The 12,417-nt window shown below is 73.9% G+C and carries 8 protein-coding genes; 6 read left to right on the top strand and 2 right to left on the bottom strand.

The window, feature by feature from the left end; genetic code table 11:
- Nucleotides 1–128: 128 nt before the first annotated feature.
- Nucleotides 129–878, bottom strand: coding sequence for a GntR family transcriptional regulator (locus tag ACIQCH_RS37805; RefSeq protein ID WP_402588792.1), 750 nt, complete (start codon nucleotides 876–878; stop codon nucleotides 129–131).
- Between the two features lie 75 nt (nucleotides 879–953).
- Nucleotides 954–2,291, bottom strand: coding sequence for a homogentisate 1,2-dioxygenase (gene hmgA / locus ACIQCH_RS37800; protein ID WP_402588790.1), 1,338 nt, complete (start codon nucleotides 2,289–2,291; stop codon nucleotides 954–956).
- Nucleotides 2,292–2,450: 159 nt separating this feature from the next.
- Here hmgA and ACIQCH_RS37795 point away from each other — a divergent pair, with 159 nt between their 5' ends.
- The 6 genes from ACIQCH_RS37795 (at nucleotide 2,451) to ACIQCH_RS37770 (ending at nucleotide 12,207) form a co-directional block, all read left to right on the top strand.
- Nucleotides 2,451–4,559, top strand: a complete 2,109-nt coding sequence (locus ACIQCH_RS37795; RefSeq protein ID WP_402588788.1) for a right-handed parallel beta-helix repeat-containing protein — start codon at nucleotides 2,451–2,453, stop codon at nucleotides 4,557–4,559.
- Nucleotides 4,556–5,482 carry a hypothetical protein gene (locus tag ACIQCH_RS37790; RefSeq protein WP_402588786.1) on the top strand — a complete coding sequence of 309 codons (927 nt, stop codon included), beginning with the start codon at nucleotides 4,556–4,558 and terminating at the stop codon, nucleotides 5,480–5,482. The genes ACIQCH_RS37795 and ACIQCH_RS37790 overlap by 4 nt, the downstream gene beginning before the upstream one ends.
- Nucleotides 5,483–5,655: 173 nt before the next feature.
- The gene (locus tag ACIQCH_RS37785; protein ID WP_402588798.1) at nucleotides 5,656–7,002 is read left to right on the top strand and encodes a hypothetical protein; all 1,347 of its coding nucleotides are present in this window, start codon (nucleotides 5,656–5,658) and stop codon (nucleotides 7,000–7,002) included.
- A 126-nt stretch (nucleotides 7,003–7,128) separates the two neighbouring features.
- A complete protein-coding gene (locus tag ACIQCH_RS37780) occupies nucleotides 7,129–7,746 on the top strand; it encodes a TetR family transcriptional regulator (protein WP_402588796.1) in 618 nt (205 codons plus the stop codon).
- A 653-nt stretch (nucleotides 7,747–8,399) separates the two neighbouring features.
- Nucleotides 8,400–10,610: a molybdopterin oxidoreductase family protein gene (locus ACIQCH_RS37775; RefSeq protein ID WP_402588794.1), complete on the top strand. Its 2,211-nt coding sequence runs from the start codon at nucleotides 8,400–8,402 to the stop codon at nucleotides 10,608–10,610.
- A 151-nt stretch (nucleotides 10,611–10,761) separates the two neighbouring features.
- Entirely contained in the window at nucleotides 10,762–12,207 is a 1,446-nt protein-coding gene (locus tag ACIQCH_RS37770; protein WP_402588784.1) for a CitMHS family transporter, read from the top strand.
- The last annotated feature ends 210 nt before the right edge of the window (nucleotides 12,208–12,417 follow it).

Here is a 12,417-nt window from a genome sequence, read left to right as displayed (position 1 = left end):
TGGGGCTTCGCCCTGGCCTTCGGCCACCCCTGGCCCGGGCCTGCCTCCGGACCAGCCTGCCACCCCTGTCAAGCGCCTCCCCCACACACCACGGGGCGGCCTACGGGGGCTTCGATTCGTTCCGGGCGTCAGGGGGCCTCGACCGTCACCGTGAACGAGAAGCGGTCCCCCCGGTACCGGATCCGGGCCACGTCCACGACGCGGCCCGCCTCGTCGTACGTGACGCCCGTGTAGTGCAGGATCGGGCTCAGCAGCGGTACCTGCAGCAGCTCCGCCGTCTCGGGGTCGGCCAGCCGGGCCTCCACCGTGTCGGTGATCCGGCTGATCCGCACGCCGACCACGTCCCGTAGCACCTTCGTCATCGGCCAGCGTTCCAGGTCGGCGGTGTCGACGGCCGCGGCGATCTCGGGACGGACCGCGTTCTCGGCCCAGTTGGTGGGCTCGCCGCTCTCGCCGTCCCGGCGCAGCCGGCGGTAGGTGACGACTTCCCCGGCGTCGCCGAAGTACTCCGCGAGCTCCCCCGGCACCGGCCCCGCCGTGCACCCCAGCACCGTGGTCCGCTCGCCCGACTGCTGGGCCACGATCGCGTCGACCGAGCCGAGGAGTCGTACCGGTGCGCCGCGCTGGGCGCCCGGTTCGATGAACGTGCCCCGCCGCCGGTGCCGGCTGATCAGGCCCTCCGACTCGAGTTCCTTCAGTGCCTGCCGCATGGTGAGGACGCTGACCCCGTAGTGCTCGGCCAGCTGCTCCTCGGTCGGCAGGCGCAGCGACGCGTCCGGAGTCCGCCCGAGTATCGAGGCGCGCAGCGACTGCGACACCTGGTACCACAGGGGGAGCTTGCGGTTCAGGACCAGCGAGTCGGGGGCGAAAGCGGTCACGGGGGGTTCTCCGTAGGGGCGGGGCGACGTGCCCGCGCGGGAAGTCCCGCGCGGGCACGCTGACGTGCAGGCATGCTACGACCGGAAGTGGCGCTCCAGACCCTGCCATACGCCGTCGTAACCGCGCTGGAGGTGGTCCGCCCCGGCCGCCTGAGCGGTCGCGGTGATCGGCCAGCGGGTCTCGAACATGAAGGCCAGGCCGTCGTCGATCTTCTGCGGCTTCAGCTCGGCGGCGCTGGCCCGGTCGAAGGTCTCCCGGTCCGGTCCGTGCGCGGACATCATGTTGTGCAGCGAACCGCCGCCCGGCACGAAGCCCTCGGCCTTGGCGTCGTACGCGCCCTCGATCAGGCCCATGTACTCGCTCATCACGTTCCGGTGGAAGTACGGCGGCCGGAAGGTGTCCTCGCCCACCAGCCAGCGCGGCGCGAAGACCACGAAGTCCACGCCCGCCAGCCCCGGGGTGTCCGAGGGCGAGGTCAGCACGGTGAAGATCGACGGGTCCGGGTGGTCGTAGCTGATCGTGCCGATGACGTTGAAGCGGCGCAGGTCGTAGACGTACGGCACGTGCGTGCCGTGCCAGGCGACCACGTCGAGCGGGGAGTGGTCGTACGTCGCGGCCCACAGGTTGCCGCAGAACTTGTTGACCACCTCGACCGGGCCCTCCACGTCCTCGTACGCCGCCACGGGCGCGAGGAAGTCGCGGGAGTTGGCGAGGCCGTTGGCGCCGATCGGGCCGAGCTCGGGGAGCTCGAAGGGCTGCCCGTAGTTCTCGCACACGTACCCGCGCGCGCTCTCGTCCAGCAGCTCGACGCGGAAGCGCACGCCGCGCGGGATGAGGGCGACGTGGCCGGGCTCGGCGCGCAGCAGGCCCAGCTCGGTGCGCAGCAGCAGTCCGCCGCGCTCGGGGACGATCAGCAGCTCGCCGTCGGAGTCGCTGAACACCCGGTCCGTCATGGGCGCGTTGGCGGAGTAGAGGTGGATGGCCATGCCGGTGCGCTGAGTGGCGTCGCCGTTGCCGCCCAGGGTCCACAGGCCGGCCAGGAAGTCCGTGCCCGGCGCCGGCTCGGGCAGCGGGTTCCAGCGCAGCCGGTTCGGGTCCGGGACGGTCTCGGCGAAGGGGCCGGAGCGCAGGGCGCCGTTGTCGATCCGGGTGAACGGCGGGTGGGCGGCCGACGGGCGGATGCGGTACAGCCACGAGCGGCGGTTGCGGGCGCGCGGCTCGGTGAACGCGCTGCCGCTCAGCTGCTCGGCGTACAGGCCCAGCGGGGCGACCTGCGGGGAGTTCCGGCCGTCCGGGAGGGCCCCGGGGACGGCCTCCGAGCTGTGCTCATTGCCGAAGCCGGAGTGGTACGACAGCCCCTCCGCGACCTTCCGCGCCCGCTCGATGCCGGCCTGCTCGCTGCCCGCGCCCATGTGTCCGCTCCCGCTCTGCCGAAGGAATCCTATGGTCGACAGTAGGATTCCCGGCCCCCCGCGTCAATGGATGTCTTCGGTGCCGGAAGTTTTGGGTGTCGGAGGTTTTCGGTGCCGCGGGGGCTCTCAAAAGATGAACATTGCTCTACTCTCTCGCGCATGTCGTGGATCCGCAGGCTTCCTGCCGTGCCGCGGGCGCTGCTCGCCGCCCTCCTCGCGCTCATCGGACTGCTCGCGGCCGCCCCGGCCGCCCGGGCCCACGAGGAGCGGCCCGTCACCCTTCCCGACGGCTCCGGTTCGGTGCCCACGTACCGTGCCGCCGAGCCGGACCTGCTGGTCTGCAAGAACGACCGGGCCGACTTCGAGCGCCGCGTCGCCGGCTTCCCCGAGGACCTGCGACGCCGCAACCTCGCCCTCTTCGCGAAGTGCTCGAAGAGCGGCTACCGCCACCTCCAGGCGGCCGTCGACGCCGTGGACCGCCCCGGCATGAACATCGCGGTCCTCCCCGGCCTGTACGAGGAGGAGCCCTCCCTGCCCGAGCCGGCCGGCGCCTGCGCCCGCCTCAAGGCCCCCAACTCCGCGCTGGGTTACCAGATCCTGTCGTACGAGCAGCAGGCCGCCTGCCCCCACAACCAGAACCTCGTCGCGATCCTCGGCAAGAAGGACCTCCAGATCGAGGGCACCGGCGCCGCCCGCACCGACGTCGTCATCGACGCCAAGTACCAGAAGCTCAACGCCATCCGGGCCGACAGGTCCGACGGGGTCTACTTCCGCAACTTCACCGCCCAGCGCACCACCTTCAACTCGCTGTACGTGCTGGCCGGCGACGGCTTCGTCATCGACGACGTCCTCACCCGCTGGAACGACGAGTACGGCTTCCTGACCTTCGCCAGCGACCACGGCCTCTACAAGGACTGCGAGTCCTACGGCAACGGCGACTCGGGCATCTACCCCGGCAGCGCCTCGGACATCAACGACGGCCGCGGCTACGACGTCCCCCGGCACTCCATCGAGATCACCGGCTGCCGCAGCCACCACAACATGGTCGGCTACTCGGGCACGGCCGGGGACTCCGTCTGGGCGCACGACAACGAGTTCGACCACAACATGGGCGGCGCCTCCATGGACAGCGCCTTCCCCGGCCACCCCGGGCTGCCGCAGAACCACGCCCTGTTCCAGCGCAACCTGATCCACGACAACAACCAGGACTACTACGGCTACGTCGCCGACGGCACGTGCGCCAAACCGCCCATCGCCCGCGGCTACGAGCGGGGCGTGGTCTGCCCGCAGATCTCCATGCCCCCGGGCACCGGCATCATCACCGCCGGCGGCAACTGGAACGTCTACGAGGGCAACTGGGTCTACGGGCATCGGCGCGCCGCCTTCTTCCTCAGCGCGGTACCCGCCTTCATCCGGGGCGAGGAGCGCTGGTCCAAGCAGGCCGACACCTCGCACCACAACCGGTACGCCGGCAACCACCTCGGCGTCGACCAGGCGGGCCACTCCCGGCCCAACGGCATGGACGTGTGGTGGGACGGCCAGGGCAAGGGCAACTGCTGGCAGTCCGGCACCTCCGGCTCCACCCCCTGGACCCTGCCGGAGTGCGGGGCCGCCCGCGGGGACGTCTCCGGCGGCTCGGCCCGGCTCGTGGGCGAGCCGGTCAAACTGGTCCAGCTGCTCGTGTGCGCCGACTACAGCGTCCAGGCGCGACGGCTGCCAGCCGGCTGCGACTGGTACGGGGCCACGGGCATCGCCCGCGTCGAGACCCAGATAGCCCTCGCGGCGGCGGCCGTGCTCGCCCTGGTCGGCGGGGTGCTGTGGTGGCGCCGGCTGCGCGGCTCCCGGCTCGGCACGGTGGCCACCCTGCTGGGCGCGGCCGGGCTCGCGCTGGACGTGGCCGGATCCACGACCGGCCTCCAGCACACCGTCGTGCCCGTCCTCGCGCTGCTGCTCACCGGTGCCTGGTGGGTCGGCGCCGGGCTGGTGCTGCGCCGGGGCGGACGGCGCTGGCTGGGCGGGACCACCGTGCTGCTGGGTGTGCTGACCTTGTCGGACGCCTTCGACAAGGGCGTCGCGATGATTCCCTGGACCCCCGTCGGGCCCGCGTGGGTACGTGGCCTGGTCGTGCTGGTCTGGGTCCTGTGGGCCGTCATCGCCTCCGCCCGCCACGACGCCCCGGCGGCCGGGGGAGCCCCGGCCCCCGACCGCGAACCCGTCCCCGCCGGTCCGGCCCCGCTGCACGGCGCCGCCGAGGGGGGTGCGGCATGACAGGCCGTGCGCGTCCGGCCCGCTGGGCCGTCGCCGCGACGGTGGTGGCACTGGTCGCGGCGGCCGCCACCGGGTGCGGCGGGCGGGCCACCACCCACCACAAGCCCGGCACCAGCCATGAGCAGGCCGCCGGCAGCGTGGGCACCCTGCTCGCCGCCGACGACGGCGCGGGCCACCGACTGCGCCAGGTGCCCGCCGAGGGCGCCCCGCAGGTGCGCCTCGCCGTCCACCCCGACACGGAGGACGGCTGGAACCTCGAGCTCACCGTCCAGGGCTTCCAGTTCACCCCCGACAGCACCGGCGGCGCCGCCGTCCCCGGCGGCGGCCACGCCCACCTCGAGCTCGACGGGCGCAAGCTGGCGCGCCTGTACGGCCCGTGGTTCCACCTGCCCGCCGCGCAGGTGCCCAGAGGCAAGCACACCTTGTCCGTCCGGCTGTACGCCGACGACCACACCGCCTGGGCCGTCGCCGGCCGACCGGTGCAGGCCACGGCGACCGTGACCGGTACGGGTGCGTCGTCCGGCGGTGCCGGGCATGCTCACGCTGGTGCTGGTGCTGGTGCTGGTGCTGGTGCTGGTGCTGGTGCTGGTGCTGGTGCTGGTGCTGGTGCTGGTGCTGGTGGGGGCGAGGGCGCGGGTGCCGGTGGTGCGGTCGGGGCTGTCGACCGCACCGTCACGGTGGCCGTCCGCGACGGCCGGGTCGACCCCGCCCCGGGGCGCGTCGAGCTGCGCCGCGGGCAGCGGGTCGCCCTCCGGGTCACCAGCGACACCGCCGACACCGTGCACGTCCACGGCTACGACAAGGAGCTCGACCTGCCCGCCGGCCGGACCGTGACCCTCGTCCTCACCGTCGACCGCACCGGCCTCTTCGAGGTCGAGACCCACGGGTCGGAGCTCGTGCTGACCCAACTCCTGGTTCGATGACGGCGCTCAACCTCCTCGCGGCGTCCGCTGCTCCTTCCGTGTCTGCCGTGTCTGCGGTGCCTGTGGTCCCGGTCGTCTCTGCGGCGTCTGGGGTGCCCGGGGTGTCTGGGGCGTCTGCGGGTTCTGGTGTTTCCGCCGTTGCCGCGTCGGTCGCGCCAGGGGACGTCCCGCCCCTGCCCGGCCGTGGCGCGTACGTCCTGGCTCACGGGATAGGTGCCCAGCACGACCTGCCCGTCTCGCCGTTCTACGCCTTCGCCGGCGCCTTCACCGCCCTGTTCGTCTCCTTCCTGGCCCTCGGCCTCCTGTGGTCCCGCTCCCGCTTCCGCGGTGCCGCCGCCGGCGTGCCGCTGCCCGTCGCGGTGCAACGGCTCGCCGACGCCCCGGTCACCCGGACCGCGCTGCGCGCGCTCGGGCTGCTCGGCTGGCTGTTCGTCGTGCTCCACCTCCTCCTCGGTCCCGACGACCCCGCACGCAACTCCGCCCCCGGGGCCGTCTACGTCCTGCTCTGGGTCGGACTCGTGCCCGCCTCCCTGCTCCTCGGCCCCGTGTGGCGCCTCCTCAACCCCCTCCGCACGCTCCACCTGCTCCTCTCGCGCCTCTCGCCCGCGCTCTCCCGTCTCCGACACCGCCCGCGCCCGGCGCCTGAATCGGCCCCGATTCCCGTCCGAGCTCGTCGCTCCCTTCCGGGCGGGGTCGGGCTGTGGCCCGCCGCGGTCGGGCTGTTCGGATTCACCTGGCTCGAACTCGTCGCCCCCGACCCCGCCTCGGCCACCACCCTCCTGACCGCCGTCGGCATCTACACCGCCGTCCAGCTGCTGGGCGCCGCGCGGTACGGGGCCGGCTGGTTCGAGCGGGCCGACGCGTTCGAGGCGTACTCCGCCCTGCTGGCCCGGCTCGCCCCGCTCGGCCGGCGCGCCGACGGTCGCCTCGTACTGCGCAGCCCGTTCAACGGCCTCGACGCGACCCCGGAGCAGCCCGGCCTCGTCGCCACCGTCTGCGTCCTGCTCGGCTCCACCGCCTACGACGGCTTCTCCGACACCCCTTCCTGGATCAACACCCTCCAGACCTCCTCCCTCGGCCGCACCCCCACGGCCACCCTCGGCCTGCTCGCCGCCGTCGCCCTCGTCGCCTCGCTGTACTGCCTCTGTGCCGCCGCCACCCGCCTCCTCTCCGGCCCGGTCCCGCGCCCGCTCGCGGCCTTCGCCCACTCACTGCTGCCGATCGCGCTCGGCTACCTCACCGCCCACTACTTCTCGCTCCTCGTGACGGAAGGGCCACGTACCGTCATGGTGGCACTGGGTACTGACAACGCCGTTCCGCCCGAACCCCCGCTCGGCCCCGGCGGCCTCGCCGCCCTCCAGGTCACCGCGGTCGTCACCGGGCACGTGCTCGGGGTCGTCGCGGCCCATGACCGGTCCGTGCGCCTCTTCCCGCCGGCCCGCGCCGTCGCGGGTCAACTCCCGCTGCTCGTGCTGATGATCACGTACACCGTCGGCGGGCTCAGCCTGCTGCTGACATGACCGGGCACGCCCCGGCAGGTCGGGCCCTGCCTGCCCGGCGGCGCGCCCACGGACCCCCGCCCGGTGGGGCACCGAGGAAGCGGAATCAGCGCCCCCGCCCGAAACCCGCCGTGCGGGAGCGGCATGATTGACCCCGTGCCTTCTGCCAGATCCCTCCGCCGCACCCCGATCCAGCAGCGCAGCGCCGAACGCCTCGCGCGGATCCTCGACGCCTGTGCCGAACTCCTCGACGAGACCGGGTACGAGAACCTGTCCACCCGCGCCGTGGCCGTCCGCGCCGGCGTCCCCATCGGCTCCGTGTACCGCTTCTTCGGCAACAAGCGCGCCATGGTCGACGCCCTCGCCCACCGCAACCTCGACCGGTACGCGGAGGGCATCGCCGAGCGCCTCACCGCCCTGCCGGCCGGCGACTGGCGTGCGGTCGTGGACGCCGTGCTCGACCAGTACCTCCACATGAAGCGGACCGTCCCCGGATTCGGGCTGGTCGACTTCGGTGTGCCCGCACCGCCCGAGAGTCCCGCCGCCGACACCAACCTCGTCGTCGCCGGCCGCATCACCGAGCTGCTGTGCGGCCACCTCGGCCGCCCGGACGACCCGCCGCTGCGCCGGGCCGTCCTCGTCGCGGTCGAGGCGACCGACGCCCTGCTCGGGCTCGCCTTCCGCACCGATCCCCAGGGCGACCCCGAGCTCGTCACCGAGACCCGGGCGATGATGCACGCCTACCTGGCCCGGATCCTCGACTGAGCCGGCGCTGCCGTTCTCGGGGCGTCATCACTGTCATGGTGGTTGTGCCGGCTGCACCGGCCGCGGCGGCTCCTTCGGCCCGCTCGGATGACCCCTCTCTCCTGCGCGGCCCTCGCCCCCACGGCCGGGTGCCTTTCCCCCGCTTCGGGGGTGGGTCCCGTGGTGTGTGGGTCCCCTCGGCGCTTGACAGGGGTGGCCTGCAGGCCCTGCGGCAGGCCCACCCCGGAGGCTTTGGGGCTTCGCCCTGGCCTTCGGCCACCTCCGGCCCGGGCCTGCCTCCGGTCCAGCCTGCCACCCCCGTCAAGCGCCTCCCCCACACACCACGGGACCCACCAGGCACCGCCAAGGATTCGGTGACCGCGCGGCGGACGACGGTCCGGGCGCCGTTGGGTGGGCCCACGCCGGCAGCGCCGAGGATCCGGTGGCCGGTCGCGCGCCATGGGAACCGCTCCCACGGCGACCCCTCCCCACCGTGCCTACCGGTCGGTATGCTCGCCCCTGCTCAAGTGCCGCAGCCGTAGGCCGGAGGCCGAAGGCCCGTAAGTCGGCCCAGCCCGCCGCCCGGGGGAGGACCCTTGTCCGTACCGTCAGCGCCGCCCGCACCGCATGCCGCCACCGCCGCCCCGGACGCGGCCGCCCCCACGCGTACCGCCCTGCGGATCTGCCCGCTGTGCGAGGCCACCTGTGGGCTGACCCTCACCATCGAGGGCGGGCGCGTCACCGCCGCCCGCGGTGACCGCGACGACGTCTTCAGCAAGGGGTTCGTCTGCCCCAAGGGCGCGGCCTTCGGCGGTCTCGACGCCGACCCCGACCGCCTCACCACCCCCCTCGTGCGCGAGGACGGCAGGCTCCGGCCCGCCACCTGGGACGAGGCCTTCGACGCGGTCGCCGCCGGGCTGCGGCCGCTGATCGAGGCGTACGGACCCCAGGTCGTCGGCGTGGTCCTCGGCAACCCCAACGCCCACACCATGGCCGGCGCCCTGTACCCGCCCGTCCTCCTCCAGGGCCTGCGCACCCGCAGCCTCTTCACCGCCAGCACGCTCGACCAGATGCCCAAGCACGTCTCCAGCGGACTGCTCTTCGGCGACCCCTTCGCCATCCCGGTGCCCGACCTCGACCGCACCGACCACCTGTTGCTCCTGGGCGCCAACCCCCTGGAGTCCAACGGCAGCCTGTGCACCGCCCCCGACTTCCCCGGCCGTCTCAAGGCCCTGCGCGCCCGCGGCGGCACCCTGGTCGTGGTCGACCCGCGCCGTACCCGCACGGCGGCGCTCGCCGACCGGCACCTCGCCATCCGCCCGGGCACCGACGCCCTGTTGCTGGCCGCCCTGGTGCACGTCCTGCTCGCCGAGGGGCTCACCGCCCTCGGGCACCTGGAGGAGCACACCGAGGGCCTGGACGAACTGACCGGGGCCCTGGCCCCGTTCACGCCCGAGGTGGTCGCGGAGGCCTGCGACGTACCCGCCGAGGAGATCCGTACCCTCGCCCGCGGCCTGGCCGCGGCCCGCACCGCCGCCGTGTACGGGCGCATCGGCAGCTGCACCGTCGAGCACGGCACCCTCGCCAACTGGCTGGTGGACGTGCTCAACGTCCTCACCGGCAACCTCGACCGGCCCGGCGGCGCCCTGTTCCCGCTCCCCGCCGCGGGTCCCCGGCCGCGCACCCCCGGCCCCGGCAAGGGCTTCGCCCTCGGCCGTTGGCGCAGCAGGGTCTCCGGACACCCCGAGGCGAAGAGCGAACTCCCCCTCGCCGCCCTCGCCGAGGAGATAGACACCCCGGGGGAGGGGCGGATCAGGGCCGTCATCGCGATCGCCGCCAACCCGGTGCTCTCCGCACCCGACGGCCACCGCCTCGACGCGGCCCTGGCCGGCCTGGACTTCATGGTGAGCGTCGATCCGTACCTCAACGAGACCTCGCGCCACGCGCACGTCGTCCTGCCCCCGCCGCCGCCCTCGCAGAGCGCCCACCACGACTTCTCCTTCAACGCCTTCGCGATCCGCAACCAGGTCCGCTACACCCGCCGCGCGGTGCCCCTCGCCGCCGGCCTGATGGACGAGTGCGAGATCCACGCGCGCCTGGTCCTGGCGGCCACCGGCATGCACGGCGCCCCGCCGGAGTCCGTCGACGCCCTCGTCGTCGACACCACCCTCGCCAAGGCCGTCGCCGACCCGGCCTCGCCCGTCCACGGCCGCGACCCCAAGGCCCTCGCCGACCTCCTCACCGGCTCGGACGGGCCCGAGCGGCGGCTCGACCTGATGCTCCGCCTCGGTCCCTACGGTGACGGCTTCGGCGCCGACCCCGAGGGCCTGACCCTGGACCGGCTGCTCGCCGCCCCGCACGGCATCGACCTCGGCCCGCTGGCGGCCCGGCTGCCCGGCCTGCTGCGCACCCGCAGCGGCCGCATCGAGCTGCTGCCCGAGCCGATCGTCGCCGATCTGCCCCGGCTGCGCGGGGCGCTCGCCGCCCGCCCGGCCGGCCTCGTCCTGGTCGGCCGCCGCCACCTGCGGTCCAACAACAGCTGGCTGCACAACGTGCCCGCCCTGATGGGCGGCTCGAACCGCTGCACCCTGCACGTGCACCCGGACGACGCCGCCCGCCTGGGCGTGTCCGACGGAGCCCGGGTCCGCGTCACCGCGGACGGCGGGGCGGTCGAGGTCCCCGCCGAGGTCACCGAGGCCGTCCGGCCCGGCGTCGTGAGCCTGCCGCACGGCTGGGGCCACGACCGACCCGGCACCCGGCTGTCGGTGGCCGTCGCCGAGCCGGGGGCCAACGTCAACCAGCTCCTCGACGGCCGTCGCCTCGACCCGCTCTCCGGCACCGCGGTCCTGAACGGCTTCCCGGTCGAGGTGCAGCCCCTGCCCTGACCTGCACACCTGTCCTGACCAGGGCTTTTGCTCGTATTGCTCGCGGGTTCACGTCTTGTTCGCGGGAACCCGCGAGCCCTACGTTCGACCGCACCGCGGCCCGCTGGGCGTTCATCACGCGGTCTTCCAGGGTGAACGTGAGGAACCTGCCATGCTGACCACGCTCGGCTTCGTCATGATCGCGACCTTCCTGGTCCTGATCATGATGAAGAGGATGTCGCCCATCGCGGCACTCGTGCTGATCCCCGCCCTCTTCTGCGTCTTCGTCGGGCAGGGCGCACACCTCGGCGACTACGTGATCGAGGGCGTCGGCAAACTCGCGCCGACCGCCGCGATGCTGATGTTCGCCATCGTCTACTTCGGCCTGATGATCGACGTCGGTCTCTTCGACCCGGTCGTCCGCGGCATCCTGCGCTTCTGCAAGGCCGACCCGGTGCGGGTGGTGGTCGGTACGGCCGTGCTGGCCGCGGTCGTCTCCCTCGACGGCGACGGCTCGACCACCTTCATGATCACGGTCTCGGCGATGTACCCGCTCTACAAGCGGCTCGGCCTGAGCATGGTCGTCATGACGGGCGTGGCCGCCACCGCCAACGGCGTGATGAACACGCTCCCCTGGGGCGGCCCCACCGCCCGCGCCGCCACCGCGCTCAAGCTCGACGCCGGCGACATCTTCGTCCCGATGATCCCGGCGCTGGCCGTCGGCCTGGTCTTCGTCTTCGTCCTCGCGTACGTGCTGGGCCTGCGCGAGCGGAAGCGGGTGGGCACCCTGGTCCTGCTTCCGGACGGGGCGGAGGAGAAGGCGACCGTCCTCGTCGGCGGCCCCGGCGCGGGCACCGGCGCCACCCGATCCGGTACGGGCGCCCCGGCGACCGGTGCGACCGGTCCGGCCACCGGCACGGGCGCCTCCGACGAGGCTCCCACCGCTCCCTCGGCAGCCGCCGACCCCGAGGCCGACGTGCAGGGCCTCGACCCGCACCGCCCCACCCTGCGCCCCCGCCTGTACTGGTTCAACGCGGGGCTCACCGCCGCCCTCCTGACCGCGATGATCATGGAGCTGCTCCCGATCCCGGTCCTCTTCCTCCTCGGCGCGGCCCTGGCCCTGACCGTCAACTTCCCCCACGTGCCCGACCAGAAGGCCCGCCTCGCCGCGCACGCCGACAACGTCCTCAACGTCGCCGGCATGGTCTTCGCCGCTGCCGTCTTCACCGGCGTCCTGTCCGGCACCGGCATGGTCGAGCACATGGCCGACTGGCTGGTCGACGCCGTCCCCGAGGGCATGGGCCCGCACATGGCCCTGGTCACCGGCCTGCTCAGCCTGCCGCTCACGTACTTCATGTCGAACGACGGCTTCTACTTCGGCGTCCTGCCCGTCCTCGCCGAAGCCGGCGCCGCCCACGGCGTCTCCGCCCTGGAGATCGCCCGCGCCTCGCTCGTCGGCCAGGCCCTGCACATGTCCAGTCCGCTGGTCCCCGCGGTGTACGTGCTGGTCGGCATGGCCAAGGTCGAGTTCGGCGACCACACCCGCTTCACGGTCAAGTGGGCCGCGCTGACCTCGCTCGTCGTGCTCGGCGCCGGCATCGTGTTCGGGATCGTCTGACCCGCGGTCCGGGGACCGGTCCACCTCCCGCGACCGACCCGGCCCGCTTCCCGGGCAGCTGCCGCCACGGCGCGGCGGCGGCGCCCCGGCCGTGGGGGGGGGCCCCCCCGGGGGGGCCCCCCCCCGCGGGGGCGGGGGGGGGGCGGCCGGGCCCCCCCGCGGGGGGGCGGGCGCCCCCCCCCCCGCCCGGCCCCCCCCCGGGGGGGCCCC

The sequence above is a fragment of the Streptomyces sp. NPDC093225 genome (assembly GCF_044753805.1).
Taxonomy (GTDB): domain Bacteria; phylum Actinomycetota; class Actinomycetes; order Streptomycetales; family Streptomycetaceae; genus Streptomyces.
This window is presented reverse-complemented; position numbering and strand designations above follow the sequence as displayed.